This is a genomic window from Spirosoma pollinicola (genome assembly GCF_002831565.1).
GTDB classification, from domain to species: Bacteria; Bacteroidota; Bacteroidia; order Cytophagales; family Spirosomataceae; genus Spirosoma; species Spirosoma pollinicola.
The window spans coordinates 3,816,449-3,837,000 of record NZ_CP025096.1; the positions used below are offsets into that span (position 1 = coordinate 3,816,449).

The following is a 20,552-nucleotide window of genomic DNA, read 5'->3' on the forward strand; positions in this document are numbered from 1 at the left end:
CACTGCCGTGAACGTACTCTCTTTTTTTACCTATACAACCCGACTGCTACGCCTTGGGTTGATGTTCGTTCTGTTAATTTTAGTGCCCGCCACCCTACAGGCGCAGGATACCGCTACCGACAATGGATCGTCGGCCGATACAGCTATCCCCAATAAACCGAGCCCGCCCCGCCTTGTAAATGACTTTGTGGGCATTCTGAGCAGTACTGAACGTGCTCAACTCGAACAGAAGCTTAAAGCTTACAACGATTCTACCTCAACGCAGATCACAATCGTTATCGTCAAAACGACCGAGCCCTACCCCATCGGCGATTTTGCCTTTCAGGTAGGCCGGAAGTGGGGCGTAGGGCAGGCAGGTAAGAATAATGGTCTTGTACTCGCCTGGGCTACTCAAACGCGTAAGATCTTTATCGCTCCGGGCTATGGCATGGAAGGTGCAATTCCTGATGCCATTGCCAAACGAATTATTACCAACACGATTGCTCCGGCCTTTAAACAGGAACAGTACTTCCAGGGTCTTGATGACGCAACGACCGAGATCATCCGGCGGGCTAGTGGCGAATATAAAGCAGAGCCGGATACGAATACGGATGGGGGCTCCAGCACATTTGTTATTGCCCTGATTATCATCATTGTTATCGTGTTCATCATCTCACGGAGAAACCGGGGGGGCGGTAGCAGTGGCAACCGTGGTGGCGGCTTCGGCCCAGTCTTTTTTCCCACGTCAACGTTCTCTGGTTGGGGTGGCTCCAGTGGTGGTGGTAGCTTCGGCGGAGGTAGTAGTGGCGGTGGTTTTGGTGGTTTTGGTGGCGGTAGCTTTGGTGGGGGCGGTGCCGGGGGCGATTATTAGTAAGGTTGCCGGAAGCACGATAAGTAAATGAAGAATGTAAAATGCATAATGAAGAATGACTACGGTTGCCATTCTTCATTATGCATTTTACATTCTTCATTATCCATTTACTTACTACTCTGCCAATGAATGCGCTTAACGAGCCGTTCAACGAAAATATAGCTTAGGATTGGGTAATGACGCCTATTTTTGGCAGTTCAGTTAGTCACATTCTATGTCGCCCGTTATTGCCCGATACGCTCTACTTTCCTTTTTTCTCCCACTTTATGCATTGGCTCAAACGAACCCGGTTGCGCCAAATACGGCCCAGTCGGATGTTGTTCGACCCGATACAACGCGGGATGACTTGTCCGATAAAGAGTTAAATAGCCCTAGCGGTCAGTCGGTTATATTTAAGCCTTCGTTAAAGCGCAGAGCTATACAGGCTATTGAAATTAAGGACAGACTAAAAATAGACGGTCATCTGGACGAGGCCCAATGGAAAGAGGCCAAGCCTGCGAGACGATTTTTGCAGATTGATCCCCAGCAAGGCCAACCTGCTACCTTTGGTACCGATGTTCGGGTGCTCTACAATCGCCACTATTTGTATATCGCGGCTATCAATCACGATTCTCTAGGTCGAAAAGCACTGCGGGTTCCCAACTTCAAACGCGATTTCAGTAGTCGGGCGCACGATTTGTTTGGCGTGTCTATTGACGGATTTAATGATCGACGCAACGCAATGACCTTCATTACAAATCCGCATAGCACGCAGCGCGATTTGCTTTCATTTGACGATTTACTCTACGATGAAGATTGGGACGGTTTCTGGAAAGTTCGCACCAGCCGCACCGATTCGGGTTGGGTAGCCGAAATGCAGATACCCTGGCAAACGTTACGTTATGCCCGCTCAGCCGACTCGGCACAGTCGTGGGGTATCAACTTCTTCCGTAATCGCCGATATTCCAACGAGTTGTCGGCATGGTCGCCTTTTCCAAGGGCCTTCACATCGAGCCGGATGGAGTATGCTGGTCTAATTACCGGCTTGAAACCGCCCCCACCTTCTCCGAATATCCGTATCCAGCCGTATGTACTAATAAGCGATGACCGGTATACTGGTACGGAAGTTGGCTATGGACAACGTGCCAAACTCAAATTTGGCGGTGATCTTAAATGGGCGCTCAACCCCAATACCGTTCTCGATCTTACGCTAAACACTGATTTTGCGCAGGCAGACGTAGATCGGCAGGTCAATAATTTAACTCGGTTCTCCGTTCTATTTCCCGAACGACGGGCATTCTTTCTGGAAAATGCCAGCTTGTTTGGGGCTGGTTTGCTGGGTAACAGGAATACGGGCGAAGGCGGCAGCATGGTTATTCAGCCATTCTTCAGCCGGACAATAGGTCTGGCAACACTTCCCGATGGCACCAGTACACCCGTACCCATTGATGCCGGGGCCAGGCTAGTGTATCGATCTCTCAACCGGAATTATGGCGGCATGGTTATCCGACAACGCGGCATTCCGGGCAGCCCCACAACCGATTTTGTTGTTGGGCGATACGTTGAGAATGTGGGTCGGCAGAACCGGATTGGGATGCTGTTTACGCTGAAAAATGTACACAGAACCGATAGCCTTCCTGGCCGCCAAAATGGAACAATTGCCCTGGATGGTTTTTTTCGGTTGAGTCAGAAGTGGACGTACAATGCTATGCTTATCGGTAGCCTGAGTTCAGGTAATGCCGAGAAGGGTATGTCGGCATACAGCCAGCTTATATACCGCACCAATCAATTGGTAGGCTGGTGGACGCAGTCGGTTGTAACGAAGAGTTTTAACCCCGAGATGGGCTTTGTTTCTCGGGGTGATGTGATTGCTACCACACCGGGCCTGTATTTAGTGAACCGTGCTAAATGGTTGCCCAAATGGGTTCGGAATTTCGAGCCCGGTGTGTTTCTGGAGCTTTATCATAAAGCCTCAACGGGTTATTTGCAGGAATCTCAATTAAATTTTAACCCAATCTGGCTGACGTTTCAGAACGGGGGCAACTTAGGTCTATTTGTCAATTCGACCTTTCAGCGACTCGATGAGGGTGATTATCGACCGCTTGGCCTGGACATTGCCTCTAACAGATACCGTTATGTTCGTTATAGCGTTATGTTCAGCACCGATCCATCGAAGAAAGTTTCGTTTCAGCTTAACAGCGAAACCGGTCGCTATTACGATGGGAGCTTGAATTATGCACGGGCTACCCTTTTGTTAGCACCTGTTCCGCATGCGGCTTTCACCCTCAACGCCGAAGCAAATGCCTTCAAGAATGTAGGGGGCTATACGGGCACAATCTCACTCTATAGTGTGGAGAGCCGGATGGCAGTGAACCCGCGCTTGCAGTTAATCAGCTTTTTTCAGCGGAACACCTACACGGATAAAAATGCCTGGAATATCCGGCTAGCCTGGGAGTTCCAGCCGCTTTCATTTCTGTACATCGTGTACAATTACGGCACCTACGCAGGTTCTGTTCGCGCAATCGACCGTCAGCAGGAGCAGCATATTATTGGCAAACTGTCGTATTTGAAGCAGTTCTGAACCGGGATTTTAAGGAGATTTAAAAGATTAAACAAGATTATCCAATAACTATGCTGCGATGTTTTGGTAACTCGAAGAGTTACATTGGATAATCTTGTTTAATCTTTTAAATCTCCTTAAAATCCCGCGGGGCCGCCCGTGCGGTCTAGATAACCTGTTTTTCAATCAGCAGAATAAATAAGTGAATCACTTTGATGTGAATCTCCTGAATGCGGTCGGCGTAACCGAAATGGGGAACCCGCACCTCAACATCGGCCTGACCAGCGAGCTTGCCGCCATCTTTGCCAGTTAATAATACAACCTTCATTCCTTTTTGCCGGGCAGTCTCAACGGCGCGAATCACATTGGCCGAATTACCGCTTGTGCTAAGTCCCAGCAAAACATCACCCTCATTGCCTAAACCCTCAACAAAACGGGAGAATACAAATTCATAGCCGTAATCATTGCTTACACACGAGAGATGGCTAACATCCGAAATTGCAATGGCAGCCAGTGCCCGGCGGTTATCCCGATACCGTCCGGAAAGCTCTTCGGCAAAGTGCATTGCATCGCAATGGGAGCCACCATTACCGCAGGAAATAATTTTACGGCCATTTTTGAGCGCATCGGCCATAAGCGTTGCGGCTTGCTCAATGGCTAAAAGGTTGTCAGGGTTACTAAGGAATGTATCTAAAACAGACTGAGCTTCGGTCAGTTCCTGGCGGATAATATCAAGCATAAAAACGCGACTAATTAAAATACCCAATTTTTGTAAGGCAGATTCCAGCGCAGGGCAAAGCTGGCAGTCTGATCGGTGTAGCTATCGGGCCGATACTGGCTATCCTGATAGCGGTACAGGTATCGGCCTTCCAGAAATATATTGTGGCGGATCATGTAAGACGCCCGGACATCGGCATACGTAACGACCGTTTTACGACCCTGACCAATAAAGTTGCCTTCGTTACGAATTCGGGAGTTGTAGTCTTTCAGAATATTACCGCCGTAATTAATTTCTGCAGTTTGGTCGGTACCGTACATCATTACGCCAAAGATACCGTTAACGGACAGTTTTTTCCGTTGAAACCGCACAATACCCAGTCCTTCCATAAAGTTGCCGCCCAGCGGATGAGCCAACGGCTGGCTGTAGTGGGCGTAGTTGGTTTGGCCTGACGTTACGGTTGGCGATGCTTCGTGCGAATAAGTGTATGGCCGGGCCAGATTGAATTCGGCCTGTAAATCAAGATTCGGTACCGTAAAGGCATCAATGTATTTAGCACCGACTTGCAGAGCAAACTTATTCGTCCAGTCGCCCTTACCAGCCAGGAGTGGTTTCAACCGGAATTCATCCAGCATAAATTGGGTATAGACCAAAAAATGCGAGAGGAAGTTAGCCTTGAAGTCAATCCCGATAAACGCATTGTCGCTACTGCCAAGGCTGGATTCAACATAGCGGTATAGGATAATCGGGTTCAGGTAGCTAAGGTCCAGGCGGTCGCGACTAAATACTTCGGCCTCAAACACGCCCAGATTCATGTGGTCGCCCAGATTTATGCTTAAGTGGTGCATGGCAGCAAACTTGGGCGGGATGAGTTTATCATCCTGAGCACGAGGTGCCTGCGTATTTTGCAACGAGGTAAACAGATTCGTATATTGAATTCGCCGTCCCAGCTTTGTTGATAACTTCAGGAATAGATAGGCCGGACTGTTGTCCGACAAAAACAGCGACCGGAAGCCATTGCCGAAGAAATTACGGTCATGGCCAAACTGCACATTGATGACTTTCAGGGTATTAAACGTAATATATCCCCGAGCGGTTAGAAAGTCGGCACCCGTGGTGCGATAAGGTTTCACAAATCCTTCGCCCGGAGCCGTAACCTGGGGTTGTGTATTGTTACCCTGCCCGTAGGTCAGTCCATATCGTTGAATGTATTCGGGATAGATTGCCTGATTGTCGGCGAAGAAGGTATAAAAGCCTAATTTTCGACCAATAGAGCCTCTGACTTCCAATCCTCGCGTGTTTACAAACAGAGCCTGATTGCCATTATCTATTGTACCTGTAGGACTGGATGCGTTTTCTGCACCAAAACCCAGATACACGACAGGGTTGACATGAAGGTCTATATCGGGTGTCTGTAAATTGTAGAAATCAGCCTTCTTCTTATAAAAGTGCGTCAGAAAAGGCTTCTGACTATCACCCGGTGATGTGGGTGGTTTCAGATGACTGGTAAACGGATCCGGTTTAAGTGAATCGCGTGGTGCTACCCATTCCCAGCTGTCATTCCGCAAATAATCGAAATTGAAATAATCCGTATCAGAAAAGTCACGGTTGGGGTGGGCCGCTACACTATCGGTCAATTGAATGATACTCTGGCGATTATAGGGCTTTACCGAACTATGAAACCCCTCTGCCCATTTGTTTTGGCGAATTTCCAGTCGGTCGATGAGGTGGTAATAATCGGCGTTGAGCGGCACAAAAGGACTCTGCGCCCGAACTGACAACGAAAGCAAAAGAAAACAGAAAAGGTAAACGTTGATACGCATGTAACTTACTGACTGGCGGTGCTATTTGGCTTATTTATACGGTCTGTTACGTACTATAAGCCGGTTAAATTAGGGAATTGGTTTGGATATACGCCAACCTTGCGGCTAATTTACGGCGAAAGAAGCCCTCATACTATGTTTGTTTTTGCACAACAGCCCTCCCTGGCCAATCAATACATGGCCGAACTCCGTGATGTTTCCATTCAAACAGACCGACTCCGGTTTCGTCGAAACCTGGAAAGACTCGGTGAATTGATGGCGTATGAAATCTCGAAAACACTGTCTTATCAGACGGTTCTGGTCCAAACGCCTTTGGGTACTGCCGATACGCAAGTTCTTCGGAGACAGCCTGTTCTGGCTACCATTATGCGGGCAGGGCTACCATTTCATCAGGGATTTATCAACTATTTCGATCAGGCAGATAATGCCTTTGCAGGTGCTTACAGAGGGTATAGTGCTGATGGTGACGATGCATTTGAGATTGCCATGGACTACATTGTTAGCCCCGATCTAAGCGGCAGAACGCTTATCCTTTGCGACCCAATGCTGGCCACGGGCCGTTCGCTCGAAAAAGTGTATCACGCCTTATTGCGCTACGGAATTCCTGCTCAAACCCATATCGCGGCTATTATTGCCAGCCCCGAAGGTGTCAATTATGTACAGCAACAGTTACCACAATGTCATTTATGGCTTGGTGCAATCGACGATCACCTCAACGAACATGCCTATATTGTTCCCGGTCTGGGTGATTCCGGTGACTTGTCTTACGGTTCGAAAATGTAGAATAAAGTTAAGAAAAGATAAAATTATAGTTAGTCTATGAATATACTAATAAAATTGTACGTATAATAAATATAATATAACAATTATCTGTCTGTCACGTAGTTAACACTTTCTTTATCTCATATTTGATTCACCTGACGCTTGGGCACTGTAAGGGCTGAGCAACAGGCATTTGCTATGTACTTGTGTAGTACTTGCGGCTGTCTAGTTGCTTTGGTTTGCCTGCCATACACCTCTAACCACATATACTCATGTTCAAAAGTCTACTAAAATGCAGTGCATTTGCCATTGCTGTGCTTGTACTGCTGTATCTGCCTATTCTGAGCTGGGCGCAAACAACAATAAAAGAAGAAGCAAAGGCAGCAAAAGTTACGCCTGATTTACTAGCTCTTATTGCCAATCAATCCAATACGGTAGCGCCAGTCAACGGGCTTCAAAAAGTTGATTTGTTTCAACGAAATGGAAACGCAATTGCTATTGAAGCGTTTACGGCACCAGGCCAGGATAGCCAGACATTATTACAGGCATTACAGGCACTGGGGCTGCAAAACGGAATAGTTTATCGGCAAACTATTGTTGGGTATCTACCAGTCAATAAGCTAGTGGAATTGAAGAACATTAGCGCCTTGAAACTGGCACGACCGTCATACAAACCGACTCGAAACACAGGCGCCGTAACCTCGCAGGGCGATGTGGCCATGCGGGCAAACATTGCTCGTTCAACGTATAGCGTAAGTGGGGCGGGCGTAAAGGTGGGTATATTATCAGACTCCTATAATGCCTTGAATGGGGCCGCTGCCGGGGTGGCATCGGGCGACTTGCCAGCAGGCGTACAGGTATTGACCGACTTTCTTAGCCCGGATGCTACCGACGAAGGGCGAGCGATGGCCGAAATTGTTCATGATGTAGCACCGGGATCGGCAATTGCGTTTAGTACTGCTTTTGTAGGCGGAGAAGCTGGATTTGCTCAAAACATTCGAGGTCTCGCCACAGCAGGTTGTAAAATCATTACCGATGATGTGAGCTATTTTGCCGAGCCATTTTTTCAGGATGGGCTTGTTGCTCAGGCTATTGACGATGTCGTGACAAACAACAATGTGTCGTATTTCACTGCTGCGGGCAATTCGGGCCGGTCGTCTTATCAAAGTCCATACAGTAGCGTCTCTTTTAGCGATCCTGCCTATGCCGCCGGAACATTCTCTGCTCATGATTTTGGGGGCGGAGACAAACGTCAGTCAATAACTATTCCGGGGGGAGCGCAGATACTTATTAGTTTCCAGTGGGATGATCCCTTCTTTACGGTTAGTGGTGGAGCCGGTGCTCGAACGGATATGGATTTACTGGTTTACGTCAATAATGTATATCAGCCTACCCTTTCTTCCGTAGGGAATAATATTGGCGATGATCCCGTGGAGATCATTGCCATTACTAACAGGGGAGGATCTCCTGCTACTCTTGAACTAGTGCTGGTTAAACGTGCCGGTCCGGATCCTACACTTGTAAAATGGGTCAATTTTGCGAATACTGTAACTATAGAATACGATACCAGAAGCTCAACGGCTGTAGGGCATGGAAATACCCGTTTGGGCGCAAGTGTAGGTGCTGCTGCCTGGTATAATACGCCTGCCTTCAACGGCGGACTTACGACAGCTGTTATTGAAACATTTTCATCTGCCGGAGGAACGCCCGTTCTTTTCAATACAGCCGGGCAGCGCATTACGACAGTTGTTCGTCAAAAGCCTGATCTCACAGCCGCCGATGGTGGTAATACCACCTTCTTCTTTGCCGATTCGCCATCGGATGCCGATGCATTCCCTAACTTCTTTGGGACATCGGCGGCTGCTCCCCATGCTGCAGCCGTGGCAGCTCTGATGCAGGAGAAATCGGGTAATACACTTTCTCCGGCTACGATTTTGTCGATTCTGAAGCAAACGGCGCTGGATATGGACGACCCGCTCACCCCAGGGTTCGATACTGGATTTGATTTCCGTACCGGCTCGGGCTTTGTTCAGGCCGACGCGGCTGTTCAGGCTGTAGGCGGAACCCCGAACACACCACCAACGGTAGCGAATATAATTGGGCCAAAGAGTGCAACCGTGGGCCAGGCATTTACCTACACTATTCCCGCCAACACGTTCACGGACGCGCAAACACCGAATAGTTTAACAATAACCGTGAGTGGTTTGCCGCCAAACCTTACCTTCTCTGGCGGTACTATCAGCGGAACACCTTCAGTGAGCGGGGTGAGTACCATTACAGTAAGGGCAACCGATCCTGGTGGTCTTTTCGTAACGACAACTTTTACGCTAACCGTAAACCCGGCCGAAACGGTTACCGCGCCTTTCTCTATTACGGGTGTAACAACGATAAGTTGTAGAACGCTAAACGTAAGCCAGGTGGCAGTGACGTTTACGCCCCTGTATGCCGGATTAACGGGTCAGCCTATCAGTTTCTCGGTTGTTAGCTTTTTGCAGCCCACCACCGCTCCCGGCCCCTATACGGTTAATTTCGTTTTCAAAAGTCCCAGTGTCACGCTTCGGGCCAGACAAGCGGGTACGCCTGGTGAAGCTAGTTTCACCTACAACTGGCAGGCGGCCTGTAATGCGCTCCGGGCAAGGCTAGCCGCTGCAACCCCTGAAGAAGGTCCGGCTCAACTGAAGGTGCTGCTCTATCCAAATCCTGTTGGCGACGAGTTTGCTATTCGTATTCAGGGTGCTCAGGGGCAGCCGGTGAAAATCGCTCTAACCGATGTGAGTGGCTATGCCATCTCAACTAGCGCCGTTGACGTAAAAACCTCAGATCATAAGGAACAGCTACGGTTTGGCCAGCAACGAGCCGGTCTATATTTGCTGCGGGTAAGCACACCCGAACAGGCGGTTATTCTGAAGGTAATAAAGCAATAGAAGCTGATTCTCCTCTTGTTACACAAAAAAAGCTCACGATCAGGTGAGCTTTTTTTGTGTCTGGTATAACTGGAAACAGTTACCGAAGGTCAACGACTTCAACGCCTGGATACTTTGATTTGTCGAAGACGAAGAAAGTATCAGGGGCATTTACGTTGGGCGTAAATTTGGTGATGGTATAAGACGTCTGTTTGCCATCTTTGTTGATGATAACCCAGTTGCGAATCGACTTGTCGGCTTTATCAACCGAAATCTGCACCGTTTTAATCGTGCTCTTCGGCCGGTTTGAGGTCAACTCAATCACTTCGAGCGTGCGGCCGCCCTGCTTTTGTTCTTTCAGAAAACGGTAATCGAAGCCGCGTTTATAGATCGTGTAGATCTGCGTTGGGTTCAGGTCGCCGTTGCCACTGGCATCGTAATCCTGTACGTTTACTTCGTTTGATTCTTTAATGTAAGTAGACATCGTTTTCCCATCAGTGAGCACTTCCTGTCCACCCAGCAGCAATCGAAATTTTTCGTTTTTTACGGTCAAATCGCCTTTATAGGATTCTTTCGCACCGGCACCCGCGCTGGCAAACGTAAAGATGGCCTGATACGATTTAAGGGATTTGTATTTCTTACTCATCGAATCCAGAATATCCTGTGCCCGTTTATCTTTTTGAGCAATAGCAGGTAGCGTCATCACAAACGCCAAACTTAGCATCAACGCAATTTTCTTCATTATTTATTAGTGTTACCCGTCAATTAAACTTCTTGGATCAGGCTATAACCTGTCATACTGTAATTAGACGAGAAAGTAAGGGTAAAAGTTTAATATTCATTGGTACGCTTAATCGCCAAGGTAGTAAAACATGGCTATTTACTCGCCTTTTAACCGTTTCAGAATTTCTTCCAGTGTTTGCAGGTCCTGTACCAGAACGTCGCGGGCTTTGCTTCCTTCAAACGATCCCACAATTCGGGCTGCTTCCAACTGGTCAACCAAACGACCGGCACGGTTATAGCCCAATTTGAGCTTCCGCTGAATCAGGGATGTGCTGCCTTGTTGATGAATCACAATAAGGCGTGCCGCTTCGTCAAACATCGGGTCACGATTGGCCATATCCACATCTTTATCATCACCCTGGCCGCCATCATCGCCTACAAATTCCGGTAATGCGTAGGCATCGTCATACCCACGCTGATTGCCCACAAATTCGCAGATGTCCTCAATTTCGTTGGTGTCAACAAAGGGGCATTGCAAGCGAATAATATCGGAATTTGACGAAAGCAACATATCACCCATACCCACCAGTTGTTCGGCACCACCCGCATCCAGAATGGTGCGGGAGTCAATTTTAGAGGTGACCTTAAACGACAGTCGGGCGGGAAAGTTAGCCTTGATCAGACCCGTAATAACATTGACAGATGGTCGTTGGGTGGCCACCACCAGGTGAATACCAATAGCACGTGCCAACTGTGCCAGGCGGGCAATAGGCTGTTCCACTTCTTTCCCTGCGGTCATCATCAGATCGGCCAGCTCGTCGATAATCAGGACGATATAAGGCAGGAAACGGTGGCCCTTTTCGGGGTTGAGACGGCGCTTTACAAATTTAGCATTGTATTCTTTCAGGTTCCGGCAGCCAGCATCTTTAAGCAGGTTATACCGGTTATCCATCTCAATGCATAACGAGTTGAGGGTGTTAACAACCTTCTTGGTATCTGTGATGATGGGCTCTTCGGAATCGGGCAGCTTTGCCAGAAAATGCCGTTCCAGCTTGTTAAACAGGGTTAATTCAACCTTTTTCGGGTCAACCAGCACAAGCTTGAGCTGCGAAGGGTGCTTCTTGTAAATAAGCGATGTCAGCAATACGTTTAAGCCTACCGACTTTCCTTGCCCGGTAGCACCGGCCATGAGCAAGTGTGGCATCTTGGCTAGATCAGCCACATAGATTTCGTTCGAAATGGTTTTGCCTAACACGATAGGCAGATCGAACTTACTATTGTTGAACACATCGCTCGTAATAACCGACCGCATCGATACCATCTCGCGGTTTTTATTCGGCACCTCGATCCCGATAGTCCCCATGCCCGGCATCGGTGCAATGATGCGGATACCTAGTGCCGACAAGCTTAGTGCAATGTCATCTTCCAGGCTCTTGATCTTCGAAATCCGAACACCTTTGGCCGGAATAATTTCGTATAGCGTAACCGTTGGGCCGATAGAGGCTTGTATGGAGTCAATCTCAATACCGAAGTTGCGCAGGGTATTTTCAATCTTCTCCTTATTGACCGTCAGTTCATCGTCAGAAACCTGCGCCTTACGGCTATTGGGGTAGTCGGTAAGGAGATCGAAAACGGGGTACTGATATTGGGGTAAATCGAGAGTTGAGTCATACAAGCCATGCGTGGCCACAAGATCATCTTCTTCGAACGGATCGGGTTCGAATGTGGGGGCAGGTGTTGCACTAAGTTCGCCGGTGTCGTCTGCTAGATCAGGTAGCACCTCGCGATTTTTAATCGTCAGGACAACCCCCGTTGTTTGGGCTATAACATCGGGCAGGGGTTTTTCTGGTTCAGCAACAGGCGTGGGGATGTCTGCAACGAACGAGTTGATCGGTTGATTATGATCGGCAGAAAGCTCCGTATCTTCTGAATCAACCGGCGCCATGTCCTCTTCTTCGTCAAGCTCTGCCTCGCTGTCTTCGTAGGTTTGCAGCGAATCATCCGAGCGTTTGCGGGTTCTTGGCTGAACGGGGTTTGAGAAGTTCGGTAGCTTAATGGACTGAACATTAAAGAAGTAAACGACGAAGAAAAACAGTAAGAAGCCGATAAATGCCAGATTCCCCCACCCAAACAAACTATAGAGGGCAAGATTGACTTCGTAGCCAATGCCACCACACCAGACACTTGCGGTTTCTGCAGAGTCGGTAACGAGTACGAAGTACCCAAGTATAAGGCTGCACCAGACAGCGGCAAATAACAGGCCTTTTGTTGCCCGGCTCAGGGGCAGCAATTCACTCCCGAAGGTGAGTTTATAGCCAGATAAAAAGACGATAATCGGAAAGGCGAGCGCCCCTATGCCAAACCAGCGGAAAACGAATGCCTGAGCTACGTAAGCACCAACCAGCCCGACCCAGTTGCGGGTTTCTGTACCGGCTTCGGCCAGCGGTTCGGTGAAAGCGGCTCCTACGACACTCTGGTCGGCAGAGCCGTTGATGAGGTAGGATATAAACGCGACCATCAAGCCAAGGGCCAACCCCATCAACAGCACGCCCAGTGTCAAGGCTGAGCGTTGATCGGTAAGCCAGCGATCAAGCGCGGCTCCCCAGTTGAACGAAGGAGTTTTGGGACGGATGGGCGATGAACTGCCCTCGCGATTTACGCGCGGACGGGGTTCGTTGCGTTCACCTGGTCGCCGAAGGGTATTCTGACGGGGTGATGTGGTTGGTTGTGCCATTCGATGGGTTAGGGCGGTAGCGACAGGTAAATTTGCCACTTTTTAACGAGAAACCACGACAAGAAGAGGTGTAGAAAGTCAAAAAACTACCCGTACGGTATGTTTAGTTGACTAAGCGATAAATTGAACTATCAAGTAGAGCCAGACAGCCAGATAACTAGGCTGACAGTTCGCTCAACAACCCCTCATTAATTCGCCTGGCCAGGCCGGGGCCTTCATAAATAAAACTGGTATATACCTGCACCAAACTGGCTCCCGCCCGAAGTTTCTCTTTGGCATCGTCGACCGTGGCAATACCGCCAACGCCAATAATTGGGAACGCACCACTGGATTGCTGATGTAAATAGCGAATCACTTCAGTAGCACGTTCGCGCAATGGACGACCGCTAACACCACCCGCTCCCAGTTGAGCAACAATGGTTGAGTCGGTTGCCAGTCCGTCGCGGCTAATGGTTGTATTGGTAGCAATAACACCCGCAATTCCTGTTTCGGCCACAATGGCAATAATATCGTCGAGCTGCCCATTGGTGAGGTCAGGCGCAATTTTCAGAAGAATAGGTTTGGGAGCTGGTTTCTGCTTGTTCTCCTGTTGCAGCGCGGTTAGTAAATGCATCAGGGGTTCTTTTTCCTGTAAATCGCGCAGGCCGGGGGTATTGGGCGAGCTGACATTAACAACAAAGTAATCGACCGCATCGAACAACTCCCGAAAACTGAGCAGGTAGTCGTTCAGGGCGTTTTCGTTCGGTGTGTCTTTGTTCTTGCCAATATTACCGCCAACGATCACCTTGCGATCACCCCGATTTTTAGCAAAATGCCGAAGCCGTTCAGCCGCAGGACCTGCCCCTTTATTATTGAATCCCATCCGGTTGATGAGCCCGCCATCGGCTTTCAGCCGGAACAGACGCGGACGTGGGTTGCCCGGTTGGGGGCGGGGCGTAACCGTACCAATTTCCACAAAACCAAACCCTAAATCGCTCAGTTCGCTGATTAACTCGGCGTTTTTGTCGAATCCGGCGGCCATGCCTACTGGATTTGGGAACGTCAGGCCAAATACGGTGCGGGCTAAACGGGTATCGTCAACAACATAAAGCTTGCGGCAAATGGCCGATACGCCCGGAATAGATAGCGCGAGTTGTAGTAGACGTGTAACGGTGTGGTGAATTGTTTCGGCGTCGAAACGGAACAGTAAGGGCAGAATAATGTGCTTGTACATACCCGCAAAGATAAGGCAGCGCCGACCGCCCCGGTCGGGTTACCTAAATCTTTTTAATCTAGCGTGAATAATGGAACTAAGCTGATATAAAAGGCCGGTTTTTGTCATCCCGGCGGCCCGGTCCTGACGTCGGGGTGACAAAAATCCAATCTAAGCCGTCGACACTATACTAACCGAACAATTCGGATGAAAGATAGCGGTCGCCCCGGTCGCAAATAATACAAACGATAACACCGGATTCCAGCTCCTGCGCCAGCTTGATGGCGGTATGAACAGACCCGCCACTGCTCATACCCGCAAAGACACCTTCAACTCTGGCCAGTTTACGCGTCATAAGGGTTGCTTCCTCCGCCGATACTTCCATGACGCGATCTACGCGACTAGGGTCAAAAATCTTGGGCAGGTATTCAACAGGCCATTTTCGAATACCCGGAATCGAGGAGCCATCGGTAGGCTGACAGCCAACGATCTGTATAGCCGGATTTTGTTCTTTCAGATAGCGCGACGTGCCCATAATTGTGCCCGTGGTTCCCATTGACGAGACAAAGTGGGTAATTTTTTCGTTGGTATCCCGCCAGATTTCGGGGCCGGTAGTCCGGTAATGCGCGAGGTAATTATCAGGATTGGCAAACTGATTAAGCATCAAAAAGCCGCCTTTCTGTACCTGTTCATCGGCGTAGTCGCGGGCGCTTTCGATGGTTTCGGTCAGCGTTACTTTAGCGCCGAACGCTTCCATAGTCAGGACCCGCTCGCGGGTGGAGTTTTCGGGCATGACCAACTCAATGGGAATATCGTAAAGCCGTGCAATCATAGCCAGAGCAATACCCGTGTTGCCACTTGTGGCTTCAACGAGGGTCATGCCCGGCTTAAGTTCACCACGAGACAGAGCACCCTGAATCATGCTGACGGCGGCACGGTCTTTTACACTTCCGCCAGGATTATTGCCTTCGAGTTTACCGTAGAGGGTAACGTTGGGATTTGGATTTAGACGGTTCAACTCAACCAATGGGGTATTGCCGACTAAATCGAGCAGGGTTGCCATGCTGATTAATAAGAGAATTATCGTTTAGCTCTCAAGCAGAAAGACGGTCAATAAGTTCGCGATTGGACTTGTTTTCGCAGGAATGAGACAGATAGAAATAAGTCAATTTAGTAGCCTCTTCTGTTCTTATTCAGGCATTTTGGCAACTATAAAATAAATTTTTTTATTAGCTAAAGGCTTGATAATTAAAATTTTGTAATTTGCTTTTGCTGGAATGACAGAAAAATAGCGCTCTAAGGGCTTCTTCCTGTCTTTCAGTTATTCACACCTTTTAATCACGCAAGTTCATGAGAGGAACTATTGTTACTCAGCCTCTGTCCAAGGGGCATGTTGAAAAACTGGCCCGTCAGTTGGCTATGTCAGACCTCACACTTCCATTTTGGGGTTGCCGAAAAAAAATGCCCATGCACCGTATCGTACGTTTGGAAGGTGAAGGAAATTATACACTGTTTCACTTTGCCGATGGTAGCCAGTTAATTGTATCACTGACACTGAAAAAAATGGAGAGTCGGCTATCTTCCAAAGTGTTTGTTCGCCCTCACAAAAAAAACATCATTAACCTTCTGTATTTAGATGGTATTCACCCCGACCAGCAGCAATTGAGCGTGAGTCTCATTAATGGCGACCGTATAGAGGTTTCGCGTCGGAAAGCGAGTCGGTTTATAAAACAGGTGAAGGGATTTCAGGAAGATCTTTTAACGCTGGACACGCTGGAGCCAATGGCATAATTCGTAATTATCTTTCATTAAAAAAGGCGTTTCTCCATATGGAGAAACGCCTTTTTTAATGAAAGATAATTACGCGTTACTTTTTCAGTTTTGCCAGTTCTTCATCCCGTAATGGTTTACGAAGAATTTTGCCAACATTAGACTTCGGTAACTCGGTACGAAATTCAATAATACGCGGCACTTTATAGGGCGTCAGATTCTCGCGGCAAAATGCCTTGATGGTATCCTCGGTGAGCGCAGGATCTTTTTTTACGACAAAGATTTTTACGACCTCCGTTGACTTCTCATCGGGAATGCCAATACAGGCGACTTCCATAACGCCCGGGCACTGCGCCACTACATCCTCAATCTCATTGGGGTAGACGTTAAAACCAGACACCAGGATCATGTCTTTTTTACGGTCAACGATTTTGAAGAAACCGTCTTCGTTCATGACACCAACATCGCCGGTTTTGAACCAGTCGCCCATCATTGACTGAGCCGTTTCTTCAGGCCGTTTATAATAACCACTGAATACCTGTGGGCCACGGGCTACAATTTCGCCCGCTTCGCCAAGGGGGGCATCGCTGCCATCTTCACGAATGATTTTCATATCGGTACTGGGCCATGGGATACCAATTGAGCCAACCCGTACACCGCCATCAATCGGGTTAGAGCAAAGCACCGGTGATGTTTCGGTGAGACCGTAGCCCTCGCAGGGGGTGTTGCCGGTGAGTTTGGCCCAGCGTTCCGCCACTGCTGTTTGCAGTGCCATTCCCCCCGCCGAGGTAACTCTGAGGTGGCTAAAGTCCACCTCGCCAATGCGGGGGTGATTCAGCAGGCCGTTATAAAGGGTATTTACCCCCGTGAAGGCCGTGATTTTATACTTTTTCAGGTCGTCGATAAAGGCGTTCAGGTCGCGGGGGTTCGTGATCAGCAAGTTCATGGCACCACTTTTCAGGGCGGCCAATGCGTTGGTCGTTAAGGCGTATACGTGATAAAGCGGTAAAGCGGCCACGATTGTGCCTTCACCATTGGGTATATTGCCGGGTTTCATCCAGACATCCTGCCCTTCTACGTTGGCTATAATGTTTCGGTGGGTAAGCACTGCCCCCTTCGAAACGCCTGTTGTGCCTCCCGTATATTGCACAAAAGCCATATCCGTATTATTGATCGTTACGGGCTTAAATGGCTGGCTGCTCCCCCGGCTCAACGCATCGTTGAACGAGATAGCATCGGGCAGATTGTAGGCAGGAACTAACTTCTTGACATATTTGACAACAGCATTGACAAGCTGCTTCTTAGGAAAACCGAGCAGGTCGCCAAGCTGCGTAACGACAACATGCTGTATGTCTGTCCGATCCAGAATCTTTTCCAGATTGCTGGCGAAATTGCTGAGAATGATAACGGCTTTTGCCCCGGAGTCTTTAAACTGATGCTGCATTTCACGGGGTGTATACAGCGGGTTCGTATTGACCACTGCTAATCCGGCCCGGAGTGCCCCAAACATTGCCACGGGATATTGCAGGCAATTGGGCATCTGAATGGCGATGCGGTCATCCTTCTGAAGTTTCAGCTCATTTTGCAGGAAAGAGGCAAACTGTTCCGACAGTTTATTCAACTCCCCAAAGGTGATCTGTTTTCCCATGCAGGCATAGGCGGGCCGATCCGTAAACCGCCGACACCCTTCTTCCAGCAAAGCGGCCAGCGATGTATAGGCATCTGGATTTATCTCATTGGGTACTCCTTTGGGGTAGAAGCGACGCCAGGGATATGGATTTATTGTTGATTTTGTGTTCATGCAGTGTGTAGGTTTGGACAAGTCAATGAATGCGTTTGCAGGCCTCAGGTTCTTGATAGCTCACTGATATACTGCTATCACAACGCACGAAATCATTGATGCGTACAACAAAACTAAGGAAATTGTTCAATTCTTTATGGGTATGTGAAAAACGTTTCCGGAATGGGTTATACGAAAATGCCGGGGCTTTTAAGTCCCGGCATTTTCGTATAACCCATTGATACAGCTATTGGGCCGTTTATACCGAAGTGGTCATCGTCCTGCAACGTTACATCAACGTTTTACGTCATTAATCTGACGCTTAACCAGCGTTTAAGTTAAGAAAAGGGTGCAGAAACGCCGGGCCTTTGATGAGTTCGGCGTTTTTTGGTTTGTGCACTATATGCAAGGTAAGTAATGATTTTGGAAAATGTATTTGTCGGAGCATCAATAGAAAAGATTTTGTAACCTGTATTGACTTTATCACGGCAATGAACATTTCGTGAGTCCTACTTATCATTCAAACGTGTTTATAGCTGTAACGAATAGTCGAATTGACTTAAGTTACCAGTAACAAAAAAGCCTCGGTAGAGGCTTTTTTGTTACTGGTGTAGCGTATGGTAGGTGTGCATATTGGTTTTCACTGCCTGGGTGGCAGGGGTTGTGGATTAAGCGAAGCGGCAACCCCTGCGCCAATACGTCCACCGGCATAGGCCGCAATAGACTTAGCGACTGTGCCTTTACCAAAAATTACGGCGGCCCCCAGCCCAGCGGCCAGTGTAAGGCCAGCCGTCAAAAAACGATCTTGTCTACGATCGGGTGCGGGATCGCCCAACCCTGGACCTTTGGTCCACCACCAGGATGGAAGTGCCGAGATGGCGACGAAAATAGGAAGTATCCGGTTCATTAGTTTGTCTGTTAAAGTCAGGAATCAAAATGTTAGTCGCTATCCTTGGCATCAGCGCAAACATGGATTCACTGCAAAGGTGATTTTCGTTGGGGGAAACGTATTTTTTTATAAGGTCTCATAAAAGAAAAAAAGATAATCAGTTGACTTTTAGACTAGTGGATCTAATCCTGATTAGCTTTTTTCCATGATTTAGTAAGCGATAGCCATTCATCTATTACCGGGTCAGCTAGTCATTGTAGCATTGTACTTTTGTCGTCAAACAGGCGGCTAACGGTTTGGGTTATCGATTTCGCTGTGCCAACTCAGGAAATATGACAAAATTTGCGCCGGGTTTAAGTAAAGAAGAAACCGCACACGCATGGGAGAACTAAATTCGGCTGCTATAGGCACAAAGCCCCACTTTGCCATTCTTGATGGATTACGTGGGGTGGCAGCTCTGGCCATCGTGCTCTTTCATTTCATGGAGTGGGTGTATACTGATCCCAGTGGGAATTTCATCGCCCACGGCTTTTTGGCCGTCGATTTTTTCTTTTGCTTATCGGGCTTTGTTATCGGCTATGCGTATGACGACCGAATCCGTCAATTGGGACTTGCATCGTTTTTTAGACTACGATTGATCCGATTGCATCCTTTAGTAATCTTAGGATCGGTAATAGGTTTGTTGGGGTTTCTATTTGATCCCTTTGCGGCCCAGCCCGAATTATCGGCAAGGGCAAATCTGTTGCTGACCTTTGTTTGCTCAATATGCCTCATCCCGCTACCCATCATGAAAGAGCGGGCCTTCAACCTTTTCAGCTTGAATGCGCCAGCGTGGTCATTATTCTGGGAATACATGGCCAACATCATCTATGCCTTTGTCTTATACAGGATCAGCCGTCGGTATCTATCCTTGCTGGTCGTGCTAGCGGCAGCTGTACTCTGTTGGATTAGCTATCGGACAGGTAATTTGTTGGGCGGTTGGGCCGGGTCTAACTTCTGGGATGGTGGTGCCCGGATAGCCTACTCATTTCTGGCCGGTTTATTCATTTATCGGGCCAACTGGATAGTAACCAGTCGCCTTGGCTTCATAGGTATGACCGGGTTGCTCATACTGGCTTTCCTCATGCCTTTTACCTCGTGGAATTGGTTAACCGAGCCAATTATTGTGCTAGTTTATTTTCCAGTCCTGATTGTGGCTGGAGCAGGGGCTACCCTATCGTCTGAACTCAAAAAATTGTGCGTGTTTCTGGGCTGACTTTCCTATCCGCTTTATATGACTCACTACGGGGTTATGTGGATATTCGGCAGCTATCTAGCTAGTCATAAACCGGATACTCTGCATCTGTCATTGATTATAGGTACCGGGATGATTTTTCTTAGTGCGTTCGCCTATCTGGTGTTGGTCGTATATGACGAACCTATTCGACGTTATTTAGGCAGGCTAGGTTAAATTGATAGTGTAAGCAGCCACTGAGCCAGGTTTTCCCTTCGACGAAGGAAGGGGCCGCGTAAATTCCACATGTTTTGTAAGCTGTGCCACCGGTCCTGTTAAATGACAAACCTGCTTTTGGTCTTTCCTGCTCATTGAGAAGGTGGGTGAATGATACAACCAGTAAAGGCACTTCATACTCCGCCTGTTAGTTCCGGATTGGCGTCCGCTTCCTGCACGAGCCAGCCTTGTTTCATTTTGTGTGTTCTGAGGCTTCTTTACTTATCCGGTTAGACCGCGAGAATACATTTATGTAGAAACAATCGACCCTTATTTGCTTGCTGTTACTAAGTATTTATTCCTTGAGTAAAGGAATAGTTATGAGGTTAATGTACGTCAGGCAACTTTAAAAAGCTAGAAAATATGCATCTTTTTAAAAA

Annotated in this window: 14 protein-coding genes; 6 read left to right on the forward strand and 8 right to left on the reverse strand. The window is 48.2% G+C overall.

Annotation, left to right across the window (positions count from 1 at the left end; translation table 11 throughout):
- Window positions 1-7 precede the first annotated feature (7 nt).
- Together CWM47_RS16065 and CWM47_RS16070 are read left to right on the forward strand one after the other, a co-directional pair.
- Window positions 8-850 (forward strand): TPM domain-containing protein, encoded by an 843-nt coding sequence (locus CWM47_RS16065; protein ID WP_394342001.1) that lies wholly within the window; start codon window positions 8-10, stop codon window positions 848-850.
- 214 nt (window positions 851-1,064) lie between these two features.
- Entirely contained in the window at window positions 1,065-3,410 is a 2,346-nt protein-coding gene (locus CWM47_RS16070; protein WP_100989218.1) for a carbohydrate binding family 9 domain-containing protein, read from the forward strand.
- Between the two features lie 145 nt (window positions 3,411-3,555).
- Here the strand turns inward: CWM47_RS16070 and lpcA are convergent, their stop codons facing one another.
- Together lpcA and CWM47_RS16080 are read right to left on the reverse strand one after the other, a co-directional pair.
- Window positions 3,556-4,128 (reverse strand): D-sedoheptulose 7-phosphate isomerase, encoded by a 573-nt coding sequence (gene lpcA / locus CWM47_RS16075; RefSeq protein ID WP_100989220.1) that lies wholly within the window; start codon window positions 4,126-4,128, stop codon window positions 3,556-3,558.
- A gap of 14 nt (window positions 4,129-4,142) precedes the next feature.
- A complete protein-coding gene (locus CWM47_RS16080; protein WP_100989222.1) occupies window positions 4,143-5,930 on the reverse strand; it encodes a hypothetical protein in 1,788 nt (595 codons plus the stop codon).
- Window positions 5,931-6,065: 135 nt separating this feature from the next.
- Here CWM47_RS16080 and upp point away from each other — a divergent pair, with 135 nt between their 5' ends.
- Both upp and CWM47_RS16090 read left to right on the forward strand, forming a co-directional pair.
- Window positions 6,066-6,713, forward strand: coding sequence for a uracil phosphoribosyltransferase (upp, locus tag CWM47_RS16085; RefSeq protein ID WP_100989224.1), 648 nt, complete (start codon window positions 6,066-6,068; stop codon window positions 6,711-6,713).
- 251 nt (window positions 6,714-6,964) lie between these two features.
- On the forward strand, window positions 6,965-9,616 hold the full coding sequence (locus CWM47_RS16090) for a putative Ig domain-containing protein (RefSeq protein ID WP_100989226.1): 2,652 nt from the start codon (window positions 6,965-6,967) through the stop codon (window positions 9,614-9,616).
- Between the two features lie 79 nt (window positions 9,617-9,695).
- Here the strand turns inward: CWM47_RS16090 and CWM47_RS16095 are convergent, their stop codons facing one another.
- From CWM47_RS16095 to cysM, 4 genes are all read right to left on the reverse strand, one after another.
- Window positions 9,696-10,337: a LolA family protein gene (locus CWM47_RS16095; RefSeq protein ID WP_100989229.1), complete on the reverse strand. Its 642-nt coding sequence runs from the start codon at window positions 10,335-10,337 to the stop codon at window positions 9,696-9,698.
- A 138-nt stretch (window positions 10,338-10,475) separates the two neighbouring features.
- The gene (locus CWM47_RS16100; protein ID WP_100989231.1) at window positions 10,476-13,052 is read right to left on the reverse strand and encodes an FtsK/SpoIIIE family DNA translocase; all 2,577 of its coding nucleotides are present in this window, start codon (window positions 13,050-13,052) and stop codon (window positions 10,476-10,478) included.
- Between the two features lie 157 nt (window positions 13,053-13,209).
- Window positions 13,210-14,265 carry a quinone-dependent dihydroorotate dehydrogenase gene (locus CWM47_RS16105; protein WP_100989233.1) on the reverse strand — a complete coding sequence of 352 codons (1,056 nt, stop codon included), beginning with the start codon at window positions 14,263-14,265 and terminating at the stop codon, window positions 13,210-13,212.
- A gap of 169 nt (window positions 14,266-14,434) precedes the next feature.
- On the reverse strand, window positions 14,435-15,307 hold the full coding sequence (cysM, locus tag CWM47_RS16110) for a cysteine synthase CysM (RefSeq protein ID WP_100989235.1): 873 nt from the start codon (window positions 15,305-15,307) through the stop codon (window positions 14,435-14,437).
- A 287-nt stretch (window positions 15,308-15,594) separates the two neighbouring features.
- Here cysM and CWM47_RS16115 point away from each other — a divergent pair, with 287 nt between their 5' ends.
- Window positions 15,595-16,035 (forward strand): LytR/AlgR family response regulator transcription factor, encoded by a 441-nt coding sequence (locus tag CWM47_RS16115; RefSeq protein ID WP_100989237.1) that lies wholly within the window; start codon window positions 15,595-15,597, stop codon window positions 16,033-16,035.
- Between the two features lie 76 nt (window positions 16,036-16,111).
- Here the strand turns inward: CWM47_RS16115 and CWM47_RS16120 are convergent, their stop codons facing one another.
- Window positions 16,112-17,815, reverse strand: coding sequence for an AMP-binding protein (locus CWM47_RS16120; RefSeq protein WP_100989239.1), 1,704 nt, complete (start codon window positions 17,813-17,815; stop codon window positions 16,112-16,114).
- A gap of 619 nt (window positions 17,816-18,434) precedes the next feature.
- Entirely contained in the window at window positions 18,435-18,701 is a 267-nt protein-coding gene (locus CWM47_RS16130) for a hypothetical protein (protein WP_100989242.1), read from the reverse strand.
- A gap of 361 nt (window positions 18,702-19,062) precedes the next feature.
- Here CWM47_RS16130 and CWM47_RS16135 point away from each other — a divergent pair, with 361 nt between their 5' ends.
- Window positions 19,063-19,938, forward strand: a complete 876-nt coding sequence (locus tag CWM47_RS16135; RefSeq protein ID WP_240625919.1) for an acyltransferase family protein — start codon at window positions 19,063-19,065, stop codon at window positions 19,936-19,938.
- Window positions 19,939-20,552: the final 614 nt, after the last annotated feature.

What these genes read in the sequence shown, in the direction of transcription:
- CWM47_RS16130 (WP_100989242.1), bottom strand. Translation starts at nt 18,701, where the DNA reads ATGAACCGGATACTTCCTATTTTCGTCGCCATCTCGGCACTTCCATCC.
- lpcA (WP_100989220.1), bottom strand. Translation starts at nt 4,128, where the DNA reads ATGCTTGATATTATCCGCCAGGAACTGACCGAAGCTCAGTCTGTTTTA.
- CWM47_RS16070 (WP_100989218.1), top strand. Translation starts at nt 1,065, where the DNA reads ATGTCGCCCGTTATTGCCCGATACGCTCTACTTTCCTTTTTTCTCCCA.
- CWM47_RS16100 (WP_100989231.1), bottom strand. Translation starts at nt 13,052, where the DNA reads ATGGCACAACCAACCACATCACCCCGTCAGAATACCCTTCGGCGACCA.
- CWM47_RS16095 (WP_100989229.1), bottom strand. Translation starts at nt 10,337, where the DNA reads ATGAAGAAAATTGCGTTGATGCTAAGTTTGGCGTTTGTGATGACGCTA.
- CWM47_RS16120 (WP_100989239.1), bottom strand. Translation starts at nt 17,815, where the DNA reads ATGAACACAAAATCAACAATAAATCCATATCCCTGGCGTCGCTTCTAC.
- CWM47_RS16135 (WP_240625919.1), top strand. Translation starts at nt 19,063, where the DNA reads ATGGGAGAACTAAATTCGGCTGCTATAGGCACAAAGCCCCACTTTGCC.
- cysM (WP_100989235.1), bottom strand. Translation starts at nt 15,307, where the DNA reads ATGGCAACCCTGCTCGATTTAGTCGGCAATACCCCATTGGTTGAGTTG.
- upp (WP_100989224.1), top strand. Translation starts at nt 6,066, where the DNA reads ATGTTTGTTTTTGCACAACAGCCCTCCCTGGCCAATCAATACATGGCC.
- CWM47_RS16105 (WP_100989233.1), bottom strand. Translation starts at nt 14,265, where the DNA reads ATGTACAAGCACATTATTCTGCCCTTACTGTTCCGTTTCGACGCCGAA.
- CWM47_RS16090 (WP_100989226.1), top strand. Translation starts at nt 6,965, where the DNA reads ATGTTCAAAAGTCTACTAAAATGCAGTGCATTTGCCATTGCTGTGCTT.
- CWM47_RS16115 (WP_100989237.1), top strand. Translation starts at nt 15,595, where the DNA reads ATGAGAGGAACTATTGTTACTCAGCCTCTGTCCAAGGGGCATGTTGAA.
- CWM47_RS16080 (WP_100989222.1), bottom strand. Translation starts at nt 5,930, where the DNA reads ATGCGTATCAACGTTTACCTTTTCTGTTTTCTTTTGCTTTCGTTGTCA.